23 protein-coding genes are annotated in these 21,878 nt (G+C 44.8%); 6 read left to right on the forward strand and 17 right to left on the reverse strand.

Translation table 11 applies throughout. From position 1 onward, the window contains the following. Nucleotides 1–12 precede the first annotated feature (12 nt). From BC8716_RS03235 to BC8716_RS03250, 4 genes are all read left to right on the forward strand, one after another. The gene (locus BC8716_RS03235) at nucleotides 13–1,167 is read left to right on the forward strand and encodes a 2-methylaconitate cis-trans isomerase PrpF family protein (protein WP_094423908.1); all 1,155 of its coding nucleotides are present in this window, start codon (nucleotides 13–15) and stop codon (nucleotides 1,165–1,167) included. A gap of 294 nt (nucleotides 1,168–1,461) precedes the next feature. Beyond that, complete coding sequence (locus tag BC8716_RS03240; RefSeq protein ID WP_094423909.1) at nucleotides 1,462–1,836, forward strand: GntR family transcriptional regulator; 375 nt, start codon at nucleotides 1,462–1,464, stop codon at nucleotides 1,834–1,836. Beyond that, on the forward strand, nucleotides 1,833–2,717 hold the full coding sequence (locus BC8716_RS03245) for an ATP-binding cassette domain-containing protein (protein ID WP_094423910.1): 885 nt from the start codon (nucleotides 1,833–1,835) through the stop codon (nucleotides 2,715–2,717). Before BC8716_RS03240 ends, BC8716_RS03245 begins: the two co-directional genes overlap by 4 nt. Beyond that, nucleotides 2,710–3,405 (forward strand): hypothetical protein, encoded by a 696-nt coding sequence (locus BC8716_RS03250; protein ID WP_094423911.1) that lies wholly within the window; start codon nucleotides 2,710–2,712, stop codon nucleotides 3,403–3,405. The genes BC8716_RS03245 and BC8716_RS03250 overlap by 8 nt, the downstream gene beginning before the upstream one ends. 60 nt (nucleotides 3,406–3,465) lie before the next feature. On the opposite strand, the gene cysI is transcribed toward BC8716_RS03250, so the two are convergent. The 9 genes from cysI to BC8716_RS03295 are packed head-to-tail and all read right to left on the reverse strand — an operon-like array spanning nucleotide 3,466 to nucleotide 13,482. Further along, complete coding sequence (gene cysI / locus BC8716_RS03255) at nucleotides 3,466–5,187, reverse strand: assimilatory sulfite reductase (NADPH) hemoprotein subunit (protein WP_094423912.1); 1,722 nt, start codon at nucleotides 5,185–5,187, stop codon at nucleotides 3,466–3,468. Nucleotides 5,188–5,201: 14 nt separating this feature from the next. Continuing rightward, entirely contained in the window at nucleotides 5,202–7,028 is a 1,827-nt protein-coding gene (locus BC8716_RS03260; RefSeq protein WP_094423913.1) for an assimilatory sulfite reductase (NADPH) flavoprotein subunit, read from the reverse strand. 24 nt (nucleotides 7,029–7,052) lie between these two features. After that, entirely contained in the window at nucleotides 7,053–7,682 is a 630-nt protein-coding gene (locus BC8716_RS03265; RefSeq protein WP_157730341.1) for a precorrin-2 dehydrogenase/sirohydrochlorin ferrochelatase family protein, read from the reverse strand. Beyond that, entirely contained in the window at nucleotides 7,679–8,458 is a 780-nt protein-coding gene (locus tag BC8716_RS03270) for a sirohydrochlorin chelatase (RefSeq protein ID WP_094423915.1), read from the reverse strand. The genes BC8716_RS03265 and BC8716_RS03270 overlap by 4 nt, the downstream gene beginning before the upstream one ends. Beyond that, nucleotides 8,427–9,857, reverse strand: coding sequence for a uroporphyrinogen-III C-methyltransferase (cobA, locus tag BC8716_RS03275; RefSeq protein WP_094423916.1), 1,431 nt, complete (start codon nucleotides 9,855–9,857; stop codon nucleotides 8,427–8,429). Before cobA ends, BC8716_RS03270 begins: the two co-directional genes overlap by 32 nt. A gap of 36 nt (nucleotides 9,858–9,893) precedes the next feature. Continuing rightward, entirely contained in the window at nucleotides 9,894–10,502 is a 609-nt protein-coding gene (gene cysC, locus BC8716_RS03280; RefSeq protein ID WP_094423917.1) for an adenylyl-sulfate kinase, read from the reverse strand. A 25-nt stretch (nucleotides 10,503–10,527) separates the two neighbouring features. Then, entirely contained in the window at nucleotides 10,528–11,604 is a 1,077-nt protein-coding gene (gene cysP / locus BC8716_RS03285) for a sulfate permease (protein ID WP_094423918.1), read from the reverse strand. Between the two features lie 33 nt (nucleotides 11,605–11,637). Continuing rightward, nucleotides 11,638–12,756 carry a sulfate adenylyltransferase gene (gene sat, locus BC8716_RS03290; protein WP_094423919.1) on the reverse strand — a complete coding sequence of 373 codons (1,119 nt, stop codon included), beginning with the start codon at nucleotides 12,754–12,756 and terminating at the stop codon, nucleotides 11,638–11,640. Further along, the gene (locus BC8716_RS03295; RefSeq protein WP_094423920.1) at nucleotides 12,757–13,482 is read right to left on the reverse strand and encodes a phosphoadenylyl-sulfate reductase; all 726 of its coding nucleotides are present in this window, start codon (nucleotides 13,480–13,482) and stop codon (nucleotides 12,757–12,759) included. A gap of 329 nt (nucleotides 13,483–13,811) precedes the next feature. Here BC8716_RS03295 and BC8716_RS03300 point away from each other — a divergent pair, with 329 nt between their 5' ends. Together BC8716_RS03300 and BC8716_RS03305 are read left to right on the forward strand one after the other, a co-directional pair. Then, nucleotides 13,812–14,663: a sialate O-acetylesterase gene (locus BC8716_RS03300; protein WP_094423921.1), complete on the forward strand. Its 852-nt coding sequence runs from the start codon at nucleotides 13,812–13,814 to the stop codon at nucleotides 14,661–14,663. Between the two features lie 4 nt (nucleotides 14,664–14,667). Continuing rightward, nucleotides 14,668–15,216, forward strand: coding sequence for a PadR family transcriptional regulator (locus tag BC8716_RS03305; RefSeq protein WP_094423922.1), 549 nt, complete (start codon nucleotides 14,668–14,670; stop codon nucleotides 15,214–15,216). Nucleotides 15,217–15,511: 295 nt separating this feature from the next. On the opposite strand, the gene BC8716_RS03310 is transcribed toward BC8716_RS03305, so the two are convergent. The 8 genes from BC8716_RS03310 to BC8716_RS03345 form a co-directional block, all read right to left on the reverse strand. After that, entirely contained in the window at nucleotides 15,512–16,255 is a 744-nt protein-coding gene (locus BC8716_RS03310; RefSeq protein WP_094423923.1) for an ABC transporter ATP-binding protein, read from the reverse strand. A gap of 12 nt (nucleotides 16,256–16,267) precedes the next feature. Beyond that, nucleotides 16,268–17,044 (reverse strand): ABC transporter permease subunit, encoded by a 777-nt coding sequence (locus BC8716_RS03315; RefSeq protein ID WP_406550697.1) that lies wholly within the window; start codon nucleotides 17,042–17,044, stop codon nucleotides 16,268–16,270. Between the two features lie 5 nt (nucleotides 17,045–17,049). After that, nucleotides 17,050–18,159 (reverse strand): FMNH2-dependent alkanesulfonate monooxygenase, encoded by a 1,110-nt coding sequence (gene ssuD, locus BC8716_RS03320; RefSeq protein ID WP_094423925.1) that lies wholly within the window; start codon nucleotides 18,157–18,159, stop codon nucleotides 17,050–17,052. Further along, nucleotides 18,159–19,142, reverse strand: a complete 984-nt coding sequence (locus tag BC8716_RS03325) for a sulfonate ABC transporter substrate-binding protein (RefSeq protein ID WP_094423926.1) — start codon at nucleotides 19,140–19,142, stop codon at nucleotides 18,159–18,161. Before BC8716_RS03325 ends, ssuD begins: the two co-directional genes overlap by 1 nt. Beyond that, the gene (ssuE, locus tag BC8716_RS03330; protein ID WP_094423927.1) at nucleotides 19,139–19,678 is read right to left on the reverse strand and encodes an NADPH-dependent FMN reductase; all 540 of its coding nucleotides are present in this window, start codon (nucleotides 19,676–19,678) and stop codon (nucleotides 19,139–19,141) included. Before ssuE ends, BC8716_RS03325 begins: the two co-directional genes overlap by 4 nt. 93 nt (nucleotides 19,679–19,771) lie before the next feature. Beyond that, nucleotides 19,772–19,933, reverse strand: a complete 162-nt coding sequence (locus BC8716_RS03335) for a YezD family protein (protein ID WP_073305650.1) — start codon at nucleotides 19,931–19,933, stop codon at nucleotides 19,772–19,774. Between the two features lie 543 nt (nucleotides 19,934–20,476). Continuing rightward, the gene (locus BC8716_RS03340; protein WP_094423928.1) at nucleotides 20,477–20,923 is read right to left on the reverse strand and encodes a DUF4871 domain-containing protein; all 447 of its coding nucleotides are present in this window, start codon (nucleotides 20,921–20,923) and stop codon (nucleotides 20,477–20,479) included. 94 nt (nucleotides 20,924–21,017) lie between these two features. Then, nucleotides 21,018–21,674, reverse strand: a complete 657-nt coding sequence (locus BC8716_RS03345; protein WP_094423929.1) for an MOSC domain-containing protein — start codon at nucleotides 21,672–21,674, stop codon at nucleotides 21,018–21,020. Between the last annotated feature and the right edge of the window lie 204 nt (nucleotides 21,675–21,878).

Below are 21,878 nucleotides of genomic sequence, written 5' to 3' on the forward strand. Positions count from 1 at the left end.
GGAGTGAAAATGATGAGAGAATATGAACGCATACGCGCTGCCATTATTCGCGGCGGCACAAGCAAAGGTGTCTTTATTTTGCAAAACGAGCTGCCAGAAGACCCTAAAGTCCGCGACCAAGTCATCCTATCCATATACGGCCAGGACGCACGGCAAATCGATGGCCTTGGCGGAGCAGACGCCTTAACAAGCAAGTTTGCGATGGTCCGTCCGTCTCCTTTGTCAGCAGCTGACATTGAGTATACATTTGGCCAAGTGGGGATTGGCACTGGTCATATCGATTACAATACCAATTGCGGGAACATCCTTAGCGGCGTTGGCCCGTTTGCCGTCGACGAAGGGCTTGTTTGCGTGACAGAACCCTATACAAAAGTTCGTATCCATAACACCAATACAGATCGGATCATCATCGCCCATGTGCCCGTAGAAAACGGCCGCGCCAAGCAAGTGGGGAACTTTCATATTGACGGCGTCCCCGGCGGCGGCGCTAAAATTATGCTTGATTTTCAAAACGCTGCTGGAGCAAAAACAGGTGCCCTGTTTCCAACAGGCGCACGAAAGGATTGGCTTGATTGTTCATATGGCAAAATTGCAACGAGCATTGTCGATGTTACTACGCCAGTCGCTTTTATAAACGCTTCTGATGTAGGAATGACAGGAGTAGAACTTCCTGAGCAGCTGACTCAAGAGCAACTGTTTCTGCTTGAGGAAATACGGGGCGCAGCGGCAACGAAATTAGGTTTTGTTGCCCAACCGTCAGACGCTGCCCGTTTGACCCCTGCAAGCCCGAAATTGATCATCGTTTCAGAAGCAGAAGAATACGAAACAGCTGCCAGGCAAACTGTTCATAAGGCAAATATTGATTTCGTCGGCCGGGCGATGTCGATGCAACAGATGCATAAAACATTTCCTGTCACAGGCGGGCTGTGCACTGCTGTTGCTTCTAAACTACAGGGCACTGTCGTCCACGAATGCTGTTCTGATCATGCTCAAAATGAGGAAACTGTCCGTGTCGGACACCCTTCTGGCACAATGGAGTTTCATGTGTCCGTCAAAGAAGCAAAAGACATCGAACCAACGATTGAAAAAGCAGCTGTCGCCAGGACGGCACGGCGTATAATGGAAGGATTTGCGTACGCACCCGCTGCTTTGTTTTGGGGGCACTGATCGGTAAAAGGATTTAAAGGTATATAGACGCTGAAGCAAATCAATTAGACGGAATAACATCATATCTCCCTCATGAGTAGAACACTACTCCAACAAAGACAACGCAAAGCAATCAAGCACCTAAAGCATTACGTTTTGGGTGCTTTCCCTTTTCCAACATTGCAATTGAGTTTTTTACCCACTTGACAATTAGCTCTTTCCCATATATGGTTAACTACATAACCAACTAACCAAATAACAAACCCCTACTGCCCATCTTCATGCTCTCTACCATCCCGAGAAAGGAGGGATCACATGAAATCTTCACTTGATGAAAACAAACCCATCTTTCAACAAATACGAGAGATGATTGAAGATGACATTGTGAATGGCACACTGACAGAAGAAGCACAAGTCCCGTCAACGAACCAGCTAGTGGCTGCTTATCAAATCAATCCAGCAACGGTTTTAAAAGGATTCAACCAATTGGTTGACAATGGCATTTTGTACAAGAAAAGAGGCGTTGGCATGTTCGTCAAAAGCGGAGCCAGAAGCAAGCTTATTAAGAAGCGCAAACAGGCATTTAAAGAAAGTTATGTCCGCAGCATGCTGCAAGAAGCGCGAAAACTTGGCATTACTGACGGAGAATTACACGAAATGATTAAGTCGATAGGAGGAGAAATGGAATGATCGACCCTGTGATTGAAGCGAAACAGCTGACGCTACGTATATCGGACAAAACGATTATTGACAATGTCTCATTTACGCTTGAACAGAACAAAATCTATGGATTGCTTGGCCGAAATGGCGCGGGGAAAACGACGCTATTGTCCTTGTTGGCAGGATTCCGAAACCCGACAAGTGGAGCGATTACCGTAAATGGCGAGGACGTGTTTGAGAATGGAGCGATTGTTGAAAACATCAGCTTTATCCGCGATGTCAAAATGGATTCAGATTCAGATCGATTAGAGGATTATTTAAAAGGCGTTGCCCTCTTTCGTCCCCATTTTGATTGGGAGTATGCAATGAACCTTGTTGAACGGTTTAAACTGCCTATTGATTCGCCGATGAATGAATTATCACGGGGGATGCAATCTGCCGCCCATGTCATAATCGGACTAGCAAGCCGGGCTCCGATTACGATCTTTGACGAAGCTTATTTAGGAATGGACGCGCCGGCTCGGGACATTTTCTATAAAGAAGTGCTCAATGAATATATGGAACATCCGAGAACGATCATCCTGTCCACACACCTTATTTCTGAAGTGGCTTCGATGCTAGAAGACGTCCTCATTCTACATCAAGGTTCCCTCATGCTCCATGATCGTACAGAGTCATTGTTGTCTAGGGGAACGACAATTACGGGCGATACCGCAGCGGTTGATGGATTTACACGAGGAAAGAAAGTACTAAATGAACAGACACTAGGACAGACAAAATCGGCGATGGTCTACGGAGAGTTAACTGAAACAGAGAGATCACAGGCCGAACGACAAGGTTTGCAAATTGGCCCAGTTGCTTTGCAAGAACTATTTATCCATTTGACAGGGGAGGAGGGGCATAATGAATAAAAGCACACTTGTTGCCAAGGCGACATTGCATACGTTTGTGAAATGGAGTAAATGGTATACGGCAATGTTTATTGGCATCTTTCTCGTTATTGTCGTTTTGCTCAATCACCTATCAACATATGACTGGTCCCTTTTGCAAGGCTATCTGCAATCCACGCGGATTTTCTTTTTGATTCTTGGTTTGATGTCTATGAGGGGCTTCTTAGAATATTTTGTATCGAACGGCGTTACGCGCAAAGACTATTTTAAAGGCTTGGCGTCAGCCAGCGCGCGCTTGGCCATTGTAATGACCATAGCTGGACTTATTTTTTACGGCCTGGAACGGCTCGTCTACTTCGTTGCCGGTTGGGAATTCAGTCATGCTTGGCCCTTTATGGAACAATCGCTTTTCATCCAAACTTTAGCGATGCTTTCGACTTTTTTCCTGTTCTACTTGTTAGGTTGGTTCATTAGCGCCGGGTACTATAAGTTTAACCCTTATGCTGGTTTTGGCATCGTCATGCTTTGTGTTGGAGTCGTCATTGTCCACAACCGCTTTTGGGGTTTAGACGTGCCAGATCCCGTGCTTATTTGGAGCAATGGCCTTTCGTCTTCTCCCTTTTTCTCCGTTCTTTTAAGTACAGCGTTCATTGCTGGTTTGCTATGGTTGCTGCGACAGATGACGAAAAATATGGAAATCACCGCTTGACTTCTCTCTGGCATAAAAAGAAGCCGCCACTAAGCGCAATGCTTATGGCAGCTTCTCTTTTTATTGATGGAAATCGGTTCCCGACTCGACTGCTTTTACATAGCCTTTGCGGATGACAAAATCGCCAAAATGCTCGCCTTCTTCTCGTTCTTTCGCATAAGCAAATAAGATTGGTTCCAATGTTTCTAAGATTTCCGCCTCGCCGATATTTTCTTTGTACATTTTGCTCAAGCGCTCCCCAGCAAATCCCCCGCCAAGATAAAGGTTATACTTACCTGGCGCTTTGCCAATAAAACCGATTTCGGCTAATGCAGCACGTGAGCAGCCATTAGGACAGCCAGCCATGCGGATGACGATGTCTTCGTCGCGGATGCCCGCCTCATCGAGGATAAACTCCAGTTTGTCAATGAGCGAAGGCAAGTACCGTTCTGATTCAGCCATTGCTAAGCCACATGTCGGAAAAGCAACGCAAGCCATCGAGTTCCGACGCAATGCTGAGACATGTTGGCCATCTGTAAGCCGATATGTTTCGACAATAGCTTGAATCGCTTTTTTCTTCGCTGCCGTTACGTTGCTAATAATTACATTTTGATTGCCAGTCAAACGAAATTCCCCTGTATGAATCTTGGCAATCTCGCGCAAGCCAGTCATTAGTTGATAATCATCTGTATCTTGAATCCGGCCATTTTGGATAAATAACGTCAAATGCCAACGTCCTTTTACTCCTTTGGTCCAGCCATACCGATCACCATTATGATCGAACTGAAAAGGGCGCGCTTCTCCAAGCTCCCAGCCAAGGCGAGCATGCAGCTCATTTTTTAACCAGTCCAGACCATGGCGGTCAATCGTGTACTTAAATCGGGCATACTTCCGAACGGAACGGTTGCCATAATCCCGTTGAATCGTAATTAATTTTTCAGCAACATCAATGATTTGTTGGGGCTCGCAAAAGCCAATGACACGGCCAAGTTGTGGGTAGGTTTTCGTATCGCCGTGGGTCATGCCCATGCCACCACCGCAAGCAATATTAAAGCCTACTAGCTTGCCCTCTTCCAAGATGGCGATAAAACCAATATCTTGTGAAAAGATATCGACATCATTTGCAGGTGGCACGGCAACGCCAATTTTAAATTTTCTTGGCAAATAAAGAGGTCCGTACATCGGTTCTACTTCATCTTGCTGAGGCGTGCCTGCAACTTTCTCTTCGTCAAGCCAAATTTCATGATAAGCCCGTGTTTTTGGCAATAGCGCTTCACTCAGTTTTTTTGCCCAGTCGTAGACTTCACCATGGACTTCAGATTGGTACGGGTTGGGCGTGCTCATCACATTTCGATTTACGTCGCCACAAGCGGCAATCGTATCCATTAAAGCAGCATTAATGCCTTGGATGTTTTTTTTCATATTCCATTTTAAAATGCCATGCATTTGGAATGTTTGCCGTGTCGTTAGCCGAAGCGTGCCGTTGCCGTAACGATGGGCCAGATCATCCATAGCCAGCCATTGTTTCGGTGTGGCGACACCTCCAGGAAGACGGACACGCACCATAAATTGATAGGCAGGCTCAAGCTTTTGTCGGCGCCGCTCATCACGCAAATCGCGGTCATCTTGCAAATAGCTGCCATGGAATTTCATTAACCGGTTATCGTCGTCTGGGATGCCGGCGCTTAATGGTTCTTTTAATGACTCAGCTAAAGTGCCACGTAAATAATTGCTTTCTTCTTTAATGCGTTCGACATCACTAGGAGGTCCATCTTGTGTCGGTGCAAATTTTTGGTCTGCCATCATTTTCTCCTCCATTAATACACGTCGCGCTGGTAACGGTTATTTTGCTGTAAGTGACTAAGATAGGCTTCTGCTTCTTCTTCGCTGCGGTTGCCTTGTGTGGCGATGATCGAAACGAGCGTTTTATGGACGTCTTTCGCCATTTGTTTTTCATCGCCACAAATGTAAATAACAGCGCCATCCTCTAGCCATTGGAACACTTCATCTGCTTTTTCTAACATTTTGTGCTGCACATAGACTTTTTCGTCCTGGTCACGTGAGAAAGCGACATCCATTTTCGTTAGTACGCCTTCTTTCATCCAGCGCTGCCAATCGGTTTGGTATAGAAAGTCAGTCGAAAAATGCTGATCTCCAAAAAATAGCCAAGCGGGCCCCTCTGCCCCCGTCTCTTCCCGTTCTTCCAAAAAGGCTCGAAAAGGGGCTACTCCTGTTCCTGGACCGACCATTAAAATCGGTGTGCTCCCATTCTCAGGCAAACGAAAATTCGGGTTGCGCTGAATAAAAATTGGCAATGTCTCCCCTGGCGCTTTGCGCTCAGCACATTGTACAGAGCAAACACCTGCCCGTTGACGTCCATGAGCGTCATAGCGGACAGCGCCAACAGTTAAATGGACTTCGTCTTCATTTGCACGGTAGCTGCTAGCAATCGAATACAGACGTGGCGGGATTTTGCGGAGAATAGCGGTAAAGTCTCCTGCTGTTCCTTCCCATGGGGCGAAATCCCTAACTAAATCAAGGAGGTCGCGACCTTCAATATAAGCTCGAAGCTGCTGTTCATTGCCATCTGCCACTAATTCTTTTAAAGCATTATTTTGGGAAAGGAGCGACGCTTTTTCAAGTAGAGGCTTTGTTAAAACCGTTATTTCGAAATGACGGATTAGCGCCTCCCGCAACGGCAACACATCGCCTTGCTTGCCAATTGGCACCGACTCATCACCGTTCCAACCCATTTCGGCAATCAACTGATCAGCCAAATCGCTGTCATTTTCCGGAAAAATACCAACAGAGTCGCCAGGCTCAAATGTGAATCCCGACCCTTCAAGAGAAAGCTCCAAGTGGCGCGTCTCCTTGTTTGAACCACGGCCATTTAAATTGATATTTTCAAGTATTTCTGCTTTATAAGGATTTGTGCGGCTGTAAACAGTAGCCGTCGTTTCTGTTGATAGCGGAGCTGTGGAACTCGCTGCTGACGATATACCCGTTGCTTTTTCAAGGCCAGCAAGAACACCTTGCATCCATTCGGCTGCATCCTCGTCAAAATCAATGTCACAATCAACACGAGGATACAAGCGCGTTCCTCCAAGCTCCTCTAAGCGCTGGTCCAACTCTTTGCCTGTTTGACAGAAAAATTCATAAGATGAGTCCCCTAAAGCAAGCACTGAAAAATGCAAATCCGACAATTTCGGCGCCTTGCGCCCAAGCAGAAATTCGTGGAAAGCAATGGCGTTATCTGGCGGTTCGCCTTCCCCATGCGTACTAACAATAAGAAGTAAATTCGTAACGTCTTTTATGTTTTTTGGCTTGTATGTATGCATCGATGCCAGTGTCACATGATACGCTTTGTCTTCCAGTTTTCGGCTAATTTCTTCAGCGAGCTGTTGGCTATTGCCTGTTTGTGAACCGTATAAAACAGTCACTTCTCTGTTTTCCTGGGCAGCTTCGCTCGGTGCGCTACGTTCAGCTGGTACCGTTGTCGCTGCTTCACTAAGAGCCGCGTTTGCTGTTGCTGCCAAATAACCGCTTATCCAGCTTTTCTGCGTATCGGTTAGCGTTGGCAGCAACTTATTTAAAAGCTCTATTTGTTCTTGGCTGAATGGGCTGTTTGTCGTCTGGAGCTGCACCACAATCCACCTCTCGTATCGTCTTCATTTTTGTTTGTCTTCGGCTATCCGTCGCAGTTGGTCATCTAGCCATTGCTCGCGCCTTTCATCTTGCAGACGTTCTGGTGAAGCAAGCTCTTGCAAAAGAGCGCGTTTTTCCTCGTTTTTTGCATTGCTTGCTAATACAAGCTCCCGTGCTTTCCGGAGAAACGAAAGTTCTTCGGCCGCATGCTCTGGCAACATGTCCGCGATTTGCCACTTTATCCGTTTGGTGTAACTTGGGCTTGCTCCTGCTGTCGAGATGCTAACTGTGAGCAACCCTTTTTCAATTTTAGCCGGCACATAAACATGGCCTGCTTGCGCTTGGTCGCCAACATAAACGAGCTGACGCGGCGCTCGGTTTCGCAACAATTGTTGGTGCAAAAGTGGATGATCGGTACAGAGGAAAAGCAAATCAGCGAGAAAGCACTCTTCTCCACTTGCATAGCGCGCTTCCCAGTGCAGTTTTCCGGCTAACGCTAACGCTTGGAGCTGCGGATGAAGTGTGGGCGCCACAACAGTTACGTGACCGCCTGCTTCAACGATGCTTAACGCCCGCTTATAAGCAAGCTGCCCCCCGCCGACTACCACGGTTTTTAACATGCTTAGCTCGAGCATAAACGGCAACGCACTCATCCACATCCTCCTTTTATTTCACGAAGCGCCTCATTGACGCGGCCTATCAACACAGGCGCGAGCCCGTCGTCGCTCCCAAGGAATTCGCATAACACATATGCAGTGGCTGTGTTTCCTTTTCTGTCTGCTAGCGTGTTGGCCAATTCGTTCATTAAAATGCCGGTAAAGAGCAAATATGGAAGCACATAAACACGCTGCGCACCAAGTTTCTCCACTTTGGCTAACCCTTGGGCCACTGTCGGCGTTGTTGCTGCCATAAAACACGTTTCAACATTGTCGCATGCTGTTTTCTCATAGAGTAGACGGGCAATTTTAGCGACATCACTTGGTTGATTGCCATCGCTTGACCCTCTGCCGACGACAAGAACGGTCGTACCTTCTTGCCGCTTGCCTTCCTCTGCAAGCAGTGGCAGCCCTGCATCAGCAAGCCGCTTTAAAGCAACATCAATGACATCAGCTTGAATGCCAAACGGCTTGCCATAGGCAAATGCAATGTCGGGATATTTTCTCTTAGCTGCTTGTATTTCCTGAGGGATGTCCATATTCGCATGGTGGGCCGTCAATAACAATACGGGAATGACGGCAATTGCCGTTGCCCCGTTTTGTACACACCGATCAATCCCTTCGGCAATCGTCGGTTTACTAAGTTCAATAAACGCTTCAGTTTGGAAATAATCGCCGGAAAAATGGCTTTTGGCTTTTTTTAAAAAAGCACGAAACTGGTCATTTCCTTCTTTGACCCGGCTACCGTGGCCCACATATAAAATCGCCTGCATACGTCCCCTCCATCCATGACGACAGTACCGATTGCTTGACTTGCGGCGACAAACCATAGGAAATCGCTGCTTTTTTCGCTTCATCGCTTAAACAAAGCACATTTAACTCCCTTATTTCCTTCTCTCTGCCGATCGCAGCAAACGCTTCACCAAAACATTCAACGGACTCACGGCTTAAAAAGACAAGATCGGTCAAGTGCCCTTCATCAAGTAGACGGTTTATCGTCGTTTGCGTGGATGGGGCAACGATTCGCTCCCTCGTTTGAATGTGTTTCCAGCCAGATTTGACACCTAAGCCCCCGCGGCTTAAAAAGAATCGGCCTGCCCCTAATGGACTGCTCCCCTGAACAGGGGCAAGCCCACGTTGTTGAAGAGCTTGCACCGCCGAATCCGTTTCACCGCTAAATTGGGCAGAAAGGGTACGGATATCAAGTCCTCTTTCTTGGAGCCATCGAAAAAAGACAATGACATCCTTCTCTTCAAAGAAGGCAATGTCTGTAGCCGTTTCCCAATGAATAAGTGGGGCTTCCTCCTCTACCTCATGGAAACGGGGGTATACAAACGTTTCAGCCCCTTCTTCTTTTAATAAAGATGCAAGCTGAGAGGAACCGTCGCTATTGGCAATTAGCGGAAACGAACCGAACAATGGTTTACGCTCAAACCAACTTTTTCCTTGATAAAGGGCTGCGACATCACCAATGAGGGCAATCGCTGGGTTGGTGAACTGTTCAGCTTCTGCTTTTCGGGCGATCGTGCCTAAGTCAGCGATAAGAGCCCGCTGTTTGCTCGTTGTCCCCCATTGAATTAACAACACTTTTTCGTCCTTGCGGCGGCCATGTGTGATTAAATTTTCTGTAATGGCTGGCAAGTGTTTAATGCCCATATAAAAAGCAACCGTGTCGATGGAGGCAAGCCCATTCCAATCGATTTCAGGCAAGCCGGTGTCTCTGCGGCTATGCCCTGTCGCAATGGCAAAGTTGGCGCCGTGAAGGCGATGGGTTATGGGGACGCCTGCATAAGCTGGCGCCGCAATTCCTGCTGTCACGCCAGGAACGATTTCGTAAGGTATGCCGTATTCGTCGAGAAAAGCTGCTTCTTCGCCAACGCGCCCAAATACGCTTGGATCGCCGCCTTTTAAACGAACGACGCATTTTCCTTTTTGGGCATGGCGCACCATTTCATCATGAATCGCTTCTTGGCGAAGAATATGGCGGTTCGGCAGCTTGCCTGCATACAGCAGTTCAGCCCCTGGTTTTGTTTCTTCCAGCAAAAGTGGGTTGACAAGACGGTCGTATAATAAAACGTCCGCCTGGCGAAGAATGTCAAGCCCCTTTGCCGTCAATAAACCGCAATCGCCTGGCCCTGCACCAATTAAATAAACCGTTCCCTTTTGTGCCATTGCTATCACTGCCTTCCGTTTACTTTGCCTGCCTTTTTACCGAGTGAGAATATGATGCTTTTCAAGCCAGCCAATGATTTGTTCTACTGATTCTTCCACTGTTTGTACGCTCGTATCAACGGTAATTTCAGGCGTTTTCGGCTCCTCATAAGGGGAACTAATGCCAGTAAATTGAGGTATTTCCCCATTGCGCGCTTTTTTATAAAGTCCTTTGACATCACGGCGCTCACACTCTTCAAGGGGGCATTTCACATACACTTCTATAAATTCGCCGTCTGCTAGTAGAGCCCTTGCCTGGTCTCTATCCGATTGAAACGGCGAAATAAAGGCTGTCGATACAATTGTACCAGCATCGACAAACAATTTGGCAACTTCTCCAATGCGGCGGATGTTTTCCTGCCGATCTCTATCGGAAAAACCTAAGTCCTTATTTAAGCCATGGCGAATGTTGTCGCCGTCTAGTACGTATGTTGACAGCCCTGCATCAAACAATGAACGGTCCAAAGCGTTGGCGAGCGTCGATTTTCCCGAACCTGAAAGTCCTGTAAACCAAAGCACGCAGCCTTTATGGTTATGGCGTGCATGCCTTTCCTGTTTGCTGACACTTGCTTCATGCCAGACAAGATTTGAATTCGTTTTTGTCATTGGAAATTCCCCTTATGTAAAATGTTTATATGCCTTCCCCATCACGCATCGTTTGTTCTTTATCTTGGCGGACCGAATGGTATAAGCTGATTGCGCCTACTGTCGCGATAAAGACGCTGACAATTACAACAAGCGTATAATAGTCTTGCGAGCGAAAAAGCAAAATCAAGCTATAGGAAACAGCCAACGCAAACAAAGGTGATACAATCCACACTTTTAAAATCCGCCTGATGACAGACTTTTGCCACAAGACAAAGCCGTTTTCCGCTGTGCCGATGCCGACAATGGCCGCTGTCGTAATTTGCGTCAGAGGCACAGGAAGCCCAAAAATCGAAGCAATGATGACAAGCGCTCCACCAGTAAACGAGACTGTACTTCCTTGCAGCAGCGAAAGACTAGTAATGTGTTTGCCATTGGTCTCGAGCACTTTTCCGCCGAGTAAAAGGGCGCCAAGGGCAACAAAAAATCCACCAGCAATAACAGCCGTTGTCACATCTAGCGCCCCTACCCCGACAAGAGGGCCGACAGCATTGGCCACATTGTTCATTCCAGCTGAAAAAGCTTCAAGGCAACCACAAGCGATTAAAATGAAGGTGAGAGGCTTATGCCATTTTCCATCGCCACGCAAAAAGGGCAAATGGGCTTGATACTTTTTGATCGTTTTTCCAGCCCCGAGTGCGAGAAAAAACGCAGCAAACGGAATGACAATCCAAAAGCTCACAATCACAAGCAAGTACTGCCAATAAAGAGCTTGGTACGCAAGGCCAGCCCCAACAAGGGAACCGACAACGACTTCGCTTGTTGACAAGGGAATGCCAATAAGGTTGGCAAAAAATAAGGTGAAACAAGCCGCAGCTAACACAATGACAACGACTTCCATTTGCATAACAGTAGGCGGCACAATCCCTTCGCCGATCGTCCGCACGACTTCGCCCCCCGCCAGCGCGCCAAGCCAAGCGCAAGCGCCAACAAGAAGCATCGCCACTCGTTTCCTTTTAATCGCTCCACTTCCGTAAGCAGGGCCCATCGCTGCCGCTGTTCCGCTTGCGCCAATATTCATTGCGAAGAAAAAAGCAATCGCAAATGCTGCCGCCTCTATCATTGCCGCTCCCTCTTTCTCTATTTTTCTATCGCCCTATCCGCGCATCAACACTTCAACCACTTCTTTGCGGCTGAATTCTTGTGGAGGAAGCACGCCTTCTTTTAACATTTGCCGCACTTTTGTCCCTGATAAAATAACGTGGTGCTCAGAATCATGCGGACATGTTTTTTGCGAAGCCATGTTGCCGCAAGCTTTGCAATAAAAACTATGTTCAAAAAACAACGGCTTAATGCCAAGCTCGCCTTCTTCAAACTCTTTAAAAATCTCTTGTGCGTCATAAGTACCATAATAATTGCCGACACCTGCATGGTCGCGGCCAACAATAAAATGCGTACAACCGTAATTTTTGCGAACTAACGCATGGAAAATAGCTTCCCGGGGACCGGCATAACGCATCGCTGCCGGGAACACCGATAAATGGACACGGTTTTTTGGATAATAATTTTTGAGCAACACTTCATAGCTTTCCATTCGTACATCGGCTGGAATGTCCCCTGCCTTTGTTTCCCCGACAAGTGGGTTCAAGAACAGTCCGTCAACCGTTTCCAGAGCTGCTTTTTGAATGTATTCATGGGCGCGGTGCACCGGATTTCGCGTCTGGAAGCCAACGACCGTCTTCCAGCCCTTTTCAGCAAAAATCCGCCGCGTATCGATTGGATCGATATAGTAAGAAGCAAAGCGTTCATAATTGACACGTTTTGTCAATACAATCGGCCCGCCTACATAAACGGGAGGACGTGCATACATCTTTGCTACCCCAGGGTGGGCTTCATCCGTCGTACGGTATACTTCCTGAGCTTCGACTTTCTTATCAGGCGTATAAATTGATTCGATTTCAATGACGCCGTAAATGTCATTGTTGTAAACGAGCTTTGCACGTTCGCCAACACGCAAGGTAGAAGCCTGGTCGGCGGAAACAGGCAGTGAAATCGGAATGCTCCAAGGCGCTCCATTCGCTAATCTCATTGACTTGACAACAGAATGGTAATCGTCTTCGTTTAAAAAGCCAGTTAGCGGCGTAAAACCGCCAATGCCAAGTAACTCCAAGTCAGAGAGAGCAAAACCATCGAGTGCAATCTCGTTTGTGATGCCCGTTGTATCATAATCCGGATCGTATCGTTGAACAAGTTCTGTTTCTTTTACTGCTTCCATTCATGAATCTCCTTTCGTTGGTGCATGCAACCCGCATTCTGTTTTTCCTGTTCCTGCCCAGCGGCCGCTTCGAGCATCTTCCCCGGGCATGACCGCTTTCGTGCAGTACGTACAGCCAATGCTCGGATAGTGATGGTCGTGCAGCTCATTGTAGGGCAATTGATGCAATTTGATGTACATCCATATTTCTTCTTCCGTCCAATGAATCAACGGACAAACCTTCACCTTTTTAAAGCGTTTATCCTGATTAACAAACTCGGTATTTGCTCGTGTTGGGGACTGCTCACGCCTTAACCCTGAAAGCCAAGCATCGTAAGGCTCAAGCTCACGGGCCAGCACATCCAATTTTCGAATTTGGCAGCACTGGTCTGGGTTTTTAAGCCATAGCTCCTCGCCGTAACGTTCAGCTTGTTCCTCTGGAGACAAAGCAGGCTTAGCCATGTTGATACGAAATTTCGGGTACCGTTCTTTTACACGTTCGATCAATTCGTACGTTTCAGCAAAATGAAAATCTGTATCTAAAAACAAAATGTGGGCTTCTTTTTGTACCTTTGACAACAAGTCGAGCAGCACCATGGCTTCGGCTCCAAAACTGCAAGCGTACACGAGCTTTTCACCATACGTTTGATTCGCCCAGCGCAAAATATCCAGGCTATCCCGATTTTTCAACTTGGTATTTACCTTTTCATAGTCAGGTGCTTCCATTTGCTGATAAACGTAAGCCATTACTCTCCCCTTTCTCCTCCATAGACAAACCCATGTAAGTTGATATGATTTATAAAAATTCTAACTGTGTTCGAATAGACTGTCAATGGGGTAATTTGATTGAATACCTTTCTAGGAAATACAAACTTTTGTCGATAATTAAAGGCCAGTCCCTTATTGTTATAGCAAAATCCAAAAAGCCCGTCGATGTTCAAATGGAAGAGAGTAAAGCAAAAAAAGTTCGTTAGGAGGCAATCGATCCAACTTGTCTTGACAAAAGTCTAATTAGACCTCATACTCAGCGTTACAGTCTAATTAGACTGTCGCAATTAAAGAAAGAAGGTTTTACGATGAAATCGATATTATTAATCGGACAATCAAATATGGCGGGAAGAGGATTTGTTGAAGATGTACCGCCTATTTATAATGAGCACATCCATATGTTACGGAATGGTAGATGGCAAATGATGGCTGAACCGCTCAATTTTGATCGTCATGTATCTGGTATTGGGCCAGCCGCTTCTTTTGCTCAGGCTTGGACAACGGATCATCCAAGTGAATCCATTGGGTTAATTCCATGTGCGGAAGGAGGCAGCTCTATTGATGAGTGGACAATGGACGGTCCATTAGCCAGACATGCGATCTCTGAAGCAATGTTCGCTACAGAAACGAGTGAATTAATAGGGATATTATGGCACCAAGGAGAAAGTGACAGTTTCGGAGAACGTTTTAAGACATATGAGAATAAGTTGCTCTCATTATTTACACATTTGAGAGAAAAATTAAATGTACCAGATATCCCTATTATTGTCGGTGAATTAGGGCATTATCTTGAAGAGATCGGATTTGGAAAAAACGCTATAGAGTTTAAGCAAATAAACCAGATTTTGTATAAAATTGCTCATAATGAAGAAAACTGCTACTTTGTAACATCCAAAGGCTTAACAGCAAATCCAGATGGCATTCATCTTGATGCGAGCTCCCAAAGGAAATTTGGATTACGGTATTATGAAGCTTTTTCAAAACAAAAACACGTTTTAGATCCTTTGGACATCGAGGATGAATGGATTGCTAAGGAAGCAAAGCGTGAACTTACTAAAAATGAAGCCATGTTTGTTCAAAGTACAAAGTTTGCTTTAGGACAATTGAGTTTTAAAGAGTTTTCTTCTCATGTTTCCAAAATCCACCAAAGCGAGGAGTGATCCATTGATCCCACTTTTAATTTTAGGTTTGTTAAAAGAAAAACCAGGTTCCTACGGGTATGAGCTTCTGGCCATTATGAATGAGAGACATTACAAGTTTGTCGTCAATTACACCAAAGGGTCATTTTATTACAATATTCAACAGTTAGAGGAAAAAAGAATGATTCAACGCATTATTGAAGAAAGAGAAGCTGAATCAAGAGAAAAAAACAAATACATTCTTACTGATTTAGGATTGGAGGAGTTTAATCGTTTAATGACAAAGTACGGGTCAAAAACAGATTATATAAATCTATCTTTTTATAGTGCAATGCTTTTCGAAGGTGAATACGACAAAGAAAAGATGAAAGAACTCGTTCTGGTTCAAATTAAACAAACAGAGAAAAAAATTGCTCTCTTAGAGGACACTTTGACAAATCGGGCAGATCTTATGAAAAATTTCCGCCGCATGTTAGAAAATTCCCTTTCACACCATAAAGTGAACGTGGCCTGGTTTCATGAAATTTTAAAGGAACTCGATACAGAAATCACGGAGAACAGGTTTTTACATTAGAACTTTAAACCGATTTTCTACCTACGCTGATGTGGTTACTTATCTACCAAAGTAAAGTATTTTTTGTAAATAAATCAATACTATAACATGCAGTTCTTACCGCTTAAGTTAAGGTATCAAAAAAGAAAGAAGTACTCCCCAAACAGTTGATGGGTTTAAAGCAAACGTATTACCCAAAAGACTATTGGGGACTACTTCATGACTACGAGTGTGTTTTCTTTTACAAGATTTATAGAATTTAGCCCCCATATCACAGGAGAGGTGCTACTCTAGTTGTCTAACCAAGAAAACCACTTTACTTGATGTTTGAAAATGAAACGAGGTTGCCGGTAGTTGCATTTACACCTATCACCCGGTTTAAAATTTCTTCTGCTGTTTCGACAAATTCGTAAGAGGATCGTTTTCTTGGGCGTGGAAGATTAATATCATATGTGTTAGCGATGCTTCCGTTTTCAATCACATACACCTTATCCGCTAATGTGACTGCCTCGTCAATATCGTGTGTAACAAGGACTACACTAAAGCCACGCTGTAGCCATATTTTTTCTATTAATTGCTGCATTTCACGTCTTGTTAATGCGTCAAGTGCTCCTAACGGTTCATCTAAAAGCAAGACATGAGGGGAGTGGACAAGGGTACGGGCCAAAGCGACACGTTGTTTCTGCCCACCTGACAATGCCCGGGGCCAATCATTTTCTTTGCCTTCCAGCTGTACACTTTTGATTGCTTCCAGCGCCTTTCGTTTCCGCTCATGCTTCAATCCTAACATGACATTTTGCAAGACAGTCTTCCAAGGGAGCAGGCGCCCTTCTTGAAACATCATGCGGACAATGTCTCCGTTTGGGATGTACACTTCTCCAGCAGTCGGCTGCTCCAATCGGGCTAGCAAGCGCAATAAAGTACTTTTTCCACAGCCACTTTTGCCGACAATGGCTATAAATTCACCTTTTGTTAATGAAAATTCCACGTTTTTCAATACATCCGCTGTTCCAAACGATTTATTGACGCCTGATAAAGAGAGAGCAATATGTACGCTCATCGTATCCTCCTTTTACTTCTGATAGCTGAGATGCCATTTTAAAAAGCGAAATTCTAGCGTTTTGGCCATCATGTCGGAAAGTTTGCCTAATAAGGCATATAAAATGATCGATAACACGACAACATCCATTTGCATAAATTCTCTTGCATCCATCGCCAAAAAGCCAATTCCGTCACTAGCGGCAATTGTTTCGGCGACGATCAACGTCACCCACATGATACCTAGCGCATAACGTAGACCTACTAAAATAGAAGGAAGGGCTCCAGGGAGAATAATGTGCCAAAAGGCTGCCACATTCGATAGTCCATAGTTGTTGCCCATCTCAATATAGTCTTTGTCGACAGAACGAATGCCGTGAAACGTGTTTAAATAGATAGGGAACATCACCCCAAGGGCAATTAAGAAAATTTTTCCTTCCTCTCCGATTCCGAACCATAAAATGATTAATGGAATCAAGGCCAAGTGCGGAATATTTCGCAACATTTGAATGGAAGAATCAAAAAACATAGCTGAGATTTTTGACAAACCATTGATCAAACCAAAAATAAAGCCAATGCCCCCGCCAATCAACAAGCCTATTACCGCTCTGTGTGTACTTGCCCATAAGTGCGGCCATATTTCGCCAGAGTGAACGAGGTCGTAGGCTGCCGCGGTAATTTCTGACGGTGCTGGAAGTATACGTGCTGGCAAAATCTCAAACTGGGAGGCTAATTGCCAAATGATGAGCAGCAAAAGCGGGATCACCCATGGAATCACTTGAATGACAATTCGTTTGCTCATGTCTCTCATCCTTTCTATCTGGCTGCGATGCCGCCAAAAGGACTGGTCCACTGCTTTTCCGGTACAGCTTCTTTTTCCTCCTGGAAGTAGGGGAAAACCAGCTCCGCAAACCGATAGGCTTCTTCCAAATGGGGGTAGCCTGACATAATAAATGTTTCGATTCCTAAATCTTTGTATTCTTGAATGCGGGCAGCTACACTTTCTGGGCCTCCCACAAGAGCCGTTCCAGCGCCGCCCCTGACTAATCCGACGCCAGCCCATAAATTAGGACTGATTTCTAACGCTTCTCTGCTGCCTTTATGGAGCGCAGCCATTCGTCTTTGCCCTTGTGAATCAAAGCGCGCAAATACTTTTTGTGCCTCATCAATGTCTTTCTGCGAAAGATGTTGGATTAGCCGGTCAGCTTCTTGCCATGCCTCTCCTTCTGTCTCTCTGACAATGACATGGAGGCGGATACCAAACTTGATTGATCTTCCCGTTTTCCTTGCGTATTGCCTCACTTTAGCGATTTTTTCCTTAACTTGTGTAGGCGTCTCTCCCCACGTTAAATAAACGTCAATGTGCTTGGCTGTTACTTCCATTGCTCCGATGGAGGAGCCACCTAAATAAAGGGGTGGGTATGGCGTTTGAACAGGCGGAAAATTCGTTTTCGCCTCTTTAATATTTACATGCTCCCCTGCAAATGTAGTGGGATTTCCAGTCACAATAGACCGCCATGCTTCCAAGAACTCATCTGTTAATTGATAGCGCTCTTCATGGTTTAAATGAATGCCATCTCCGCCTAATTCGAGTGGATCTCCGCCAGTCACCACGTTTAATAGCAGCCTTCCATGGGATAAACGATCAAATGTAACCGCCATTCGCGCTGCCGCGGTTGGGCTGATGACACCTGGCCGTAAAGCAACAAGAAACTTTAATTGTTCCGTTGCGGAAATGAGAGAAGAGGCTGTTACCCATGCGTCTTCACACGACTGCCCTGTAGGAAGCAATACGCCTTTGTACCCTAATTGATCGGCAGCTTGTGCCACTTGCCGGGCATAGTCAAACGTAACAGGCCTCCCGCCAACGGTTGACCCTAAATATCTGCCGTCCCCGTGTGTCGGTATAAACCAAAAAAAGCTCATCATTCGCCCTCCTCTAAGGTCGCTTCCTCAATCGAAACTTCTTCTGGAATTAATCCAAGGCTATAAAATGTATCTGCGATGCTCTGCTGAGCTTCTAACACTTCTTCATCTACCGGATCCATTCCAAATTCGTACCGTGCGAGCACTTTCGTTAATGTTTCTTCATCTATCCCGACTTGTGGTGACAAAAATTGAGCGGCTTCTTCAATATCTGTTTTGATGTTTTGCTCAACTTTTTCCAATTCGCTTAAAACAATATCAATAATTTCCTTATTTTCTTCAGCAAAGGAACGATCTGCCAATAAAAATTCCCGATTTGCTGCTAGGCCTTCTGCATCCCTAATAATACGGGCGCCTATATCATCTTCTGCAGCCTGTAAAAATGGGTCCCAAATCACCCAAGCATCCACATCTCCTCGCTCAAATGCTGTTCTCGCTTCTGCAGGAGGGAGGTAGATTGTTTCAATATCCTCATTAATGGAAAGACCGGCTTCTTCCAGTGCTTTTACTAGTAAATAATGGACGTTGGAGCCTCTGTTTAAAACAACTTTTTTGCCTTTCAATTCGTGAACATGTTCAATTGGCGAATGCTCCTGCACAACAATGGCTTCACTTTTAGGCCGAGGTGGACCATTCCCTACATAAACGATTGGAGCGCCTGCTGCTTGAGAAAAAATCGGTGGCGCTTCGCCGGTATGGCCAAAATCAATGCTGCCTCCATTTACTGCTTCTAATAGTTGCGGCCCCGCTGGGAATTCTGTCCATTCAACATCAACCCCAATAGCCTCCAATGCACCTTCCAACGTATTTTCTGCTTTCAGAATATTTAACGTTCCAAATTTTTGATAGCCAATATGGATGGTGTCTGCCCCGTCCTCCTTTCGGTCATTTCCTGAACCCGCTGTTTGCGCTCCTTCTGTACAAGCTGTGAGTAGCAAAAATACGCCTAAGATCGTGCTTAATTCCCGCCATTTATGATTCATGGCTTGACGCCCACACTATTGTTTGTCAGTTGTTTAACCGCTTTGTCGATTCGTTCTTTCCCTTCTTTACTAACAATCTCTACTCCTATTTCTGTTCGTTTCAAATGGGTATCAAGGATAAAAACCGATTTTAAAATCGTTGTAGCACCCAATGTCTGTAAAACAGGTGTAAACGAATAGTCCAAAGCGAGATAATGGGCCAGCGTTCCCCCTGTAGCAATCGGCAAGATTGTTTTTCCTTCGAATGAACGTTCAGGGAATAAATCAATCAATGATTTAAGCACGCCAGTTATAGAAGCCTTATAAATCGGGCTACCAATTACGATAACGTCGGCTGCCTCTATTTTTTTAATAATAGAAGCGACAGCTTGTGAGTTAAAATGGGCAAACACCAAATCGGCTGGCGGCACATCCGTGATCGAATAAAAAAACGTGCTTGCGCCTTTATTTTGGAATGCTTCCTCGATCTGCCGCAAAAGTTTTTCCGTTTTTGAAGAAAAAGAGGGACTTCCTGATAAAAATAAAACGGTAGTCATAATGAATCTCCTTTCTGTCACTTTGGATTTATCCTGCAATACATAAAAGCCCGCTATTCCTTGGAATAACGGGCTTTCAGTCGTCTGATCAGCCTATTTCACTTTTTGCTTTTTTACATTTTCAAACCGTTTTTTCTCCGTCCTCTCAATTTGCGTGATCTGGCCGTTATGGATCGTAATGTGCAAAGAACCAAAATCAATTTCCTCTATAAACTGAACAATTGCTTGTATCTTTTCCTCTTCAATTGCTCCCATATTCATCCTCTCCTTTCCCTCAACTTATCATCACTCGACAATTCCAATGTGTTAAGTTGGTTTTAATACAAAAATTTAATCACTTTTTGACGCCATGTTTCCTTTGTACATTAAATGGATTATGGTTTTCCTCAAGGACACATAGGATCAACCCTTCCTATAATGCAAATTGGCAGAAAAAAAGCGCAACCTAATCTTACGAGTAAATTGCGCTTTCGGTTTTCCGATCAGCTGTTTTTATTTCCCCTTATATTATTCTGATTTATCTTATATGTCAAGAAGGTTTTAATTATGTACCGGTTAATGTTCTTTAGCATTTATTAGGCTTTTAAAAAAGAACAGGATCAATTGTTAATGACACCCATAATAAAGCACGAGAAATAAAATTGGCCAGTAAAAAAACCGCCTTGTAGAAAAACAAAACGGCTTTCGGCCATGGCCTAATTTGTAGTTAAGCGAACATTTGTGTTTGCGACATTTTCGTTATTGGAAAAGGCGGAAATGTCTTACTAGAACTTAGAGGTAACTTATTATCTTTTTAGACTAATATGCAGTGGCTTTTGGAAACACTTCAACAACAAATTCTTCAAAAAACTCATCATCTACGTAAGCTGTAACTTTCCAAATACCCTCCGACGGAAACATTACTTGTGAGGGGGAATGACTAATTAAGCCATCTTCTATAGGAATTAGCATTTCATAATCTATTTTAATAGGATCAATTTCTTCATTGGTTTCTATATTTATAGCAACGGCACTAAATTCTTTGTATTGAACCTCTTCCCCCCAAAAATGCCACATCCATTTTTGATCTTCACCGGCAGTAACCTGGCCACCAATGATACCGATTTTTTCCTCAACCCCAAACATTTCACCAAACTCATTATCAAACGAAGGACTCACCTCAATCTGCTCATTACTGTCAAAGTTAGAGCATCCAGCAATTGCATTAGAAATTACGAGAATAGAAAGAAAACAAAACCACTTCACACCACTACCCCCTCTAATCAATAATTATAAACTATTTCTTTATTCCTTAGAGAAAGTGCACTTATATTTTGATTATCCTTCAGGGGCTATTTCGTCACGCTTCCAACTTTTCCAACCTTTTTCGCATTTTCCCTTTCCATTCGTCCGCTAGAGCATCGACTGCTAAAATTCGTTCCATCGCCTGTTTGTCTGTTGGCTTGCGAAAATACGTTTCACAGACATACAAAACCGACACTTTGTCAGGGTGTGGGTCAAGAAGGGCTACTTCCCCATCTGCTCGTACAATCCCTTCATGGAGCACACGTGCTAAATAACCGGTATATCCTGTTTCGACAATTCGTTTTAATAGCGAGTGAAACCCTGTGTGTTTGTCGATCGTACTGCATGGGTTGCGTGCTTGTGTAATTTGAATGATCGCCTCTCCTAATTGAAAAATATCTCCTATGTGAACATCTTTTTCTAGCATATTCGTCACCGTCACGTTTTCACCAAAAGCTGCTGGCGGAAGAGGCTTTCCAAATTCTTTCTCCCATTTTGCATAATGTTCGTACGGATATAGGCAGACAGCTCGATCTGGGCCGCCGTGGTTTTTCTTATCGGCAACGTCATCACTTTCAAAGCCGTTTTTAGACAAAAACACCGCTTCTGTTTGCTGTTTCTGGATGCCGCTAATCATTTGCTTGCCGTCGCCATAATCGAGCGTTTTTGGCTTTCCAATCGACAACCTCTTTATTTTTATCGAACTTGCCATCCATTACACTCCTTTTCAAGACGAAACGTCGTTTTTTCGTTTGCTCCATTATCGCATGTTTTCTCGTTTTATTCAGGTTTTCTCTATTTGTTTGTATACAGGGGACAAAGTATATCTTCCTTCTTCGGCTTTGCAGCACTAAGGACAACACATGTTCTTCCGTTTTAGTCTTACCCCATTTTTTTCATCATTATCGTCAGATTG

The sequence above is a fragment of the Shouchella clausii genome (genome assembly GCF_002250115.1).
GTDB classification, from domain to species: Bacteria; Bacillota; Bacilli; order Bacillales; family Bacillaceae_D; genus Shouchella; species Shouchella clausii.

Coding starts and splice junctions, on each gene's coding strand:
- BC8716_RS03265 (WP_157730341.1), bottom strand. CDS start 7,682: ATGAGTGCGTTGCCGTTTATGCTCGAGCTAAGCATGTTAAAAACCGTG.
- cysI (WP_094423912.1), bottom strand. CDS start 5,187: ATGGCAGACCAAAAATTTGCACCGACACAAGATGGACCTCCTAGTGAT.
- cobA (WP_094423916.1), bottom strand. CDS start 9,857: ATGGCACAAAAGGGAACGGTTTATTTAATTGGTGCAGGGCCAGGCGAT.
- BC8716_RS03345 (WP_094423929.1), bottom strand. CDS start 21,674: ATGGCAAGTTCGATAAAAATAAAGAGGTTGTCGATTGGAAAGCCAAAA.
- BC8716_RS03335 (WP_073305650.1), bottom strand. CDS start 19,933: ATGGGAGCAATTGAAGAGGAAAAGATACAAGCAATTGTTCAGTTTATA.
- cysC (WP_094423917.1), bottom strand. CDS start 10,502: ATGACAAAAACGAATTCAAATCTTGTCTGGCATGAAGCAAGTGTCAGC.
- ssuD (WP_094423925.1), bottom strand. CDS start 18,159: ATGAGCTTTTTTTGGTTTATACCGACACACGGGGACGGCAGATATTTA.
- BC8716_RS03235 (WP_094423908.1), top strand. CDS start 13: ATGAGAGAATATGAACGCATACGCGCTGCCATTATTCGCGGCGGCACA.
- cysP (WP_094423918.1), bottom strand. CDS start 11,604: ATGATAGAGGCGGCAGCATTTGCGATTGCTTTTTTCTTCGCAATGAAT.
- BC8716_RS03270 (WP_094423915.1), bottom strand. CDS start 8,458: ATGCAGGCGATTTTATATGTGGGCCACGGTAGCCGGGTCAAAGAAGGA.
- BC8716_RS03245 (WP_094423910.1), top strand. CDS start 1,833: ATGATCGACCCTGTGATTGAAGCGAAACAGCTGACGCTACGTATATCG.
- BC8716_RS03295 (WP_094423920.1), bottom strand. CDS start 13,482: ATGGCTTACGTTTATCAGCAAATGGAAGCACCTGACTATGAAAAGGTA.
- BC8716_RS03325 (WP_094423926.1), bottom strand. CDS start 19,142: ATGAATCATAAATGGCGGGAATTAAGCACGATCTTAGGCGTATTTTTG.
- BC8716_RS03315 (WP_406550697.1), bottom strand. CDS start 17,044: ATGAGAGACATGAGCAAACGAATTGTCATTCAAGTGATTCCATGGGTG.
- BC8716_RS03300 (WP_094423921.1), top strand. CDS start 13,812: ATGAAATCGATATTATTAATCGGACAATCAAATATGGCGGGAAGAGGA.
- BC8716_RS03250 (WP_094423911.1), top strand. CDS start 2,710: ATGAATAAAAGCACACTTGTTGCCAAGGCGACATTGCATACGTTTGTG.
- BC8716_RS03240 (WP_094423909.1), top strand. CDS start 1,462: ATGAAATCTTCACTTGATGAAAACAAACCCATCTTTCAACAAATACGA.
- sat (WP_094423919.1), bottom strand. CDS start 12,756: ATGGAAGCAGTAAAAGAAACAGAACTTGTTCAACGATACGATCCGGAT.
- ssuE (WP_094423927.1), bottom strand. CDS start 19,678: ATGACTACCGTTTTATTTTTATCAGGAAGTCCCTCTTTTTCTTCAAAA.
- BC8716_RS03310 (WP_094423923.1), bottom strand. CDS start 16,255: ATGAGCGTACATATTGCTCTCTCTTTATCAGGCGTCAATAAATCGTTT.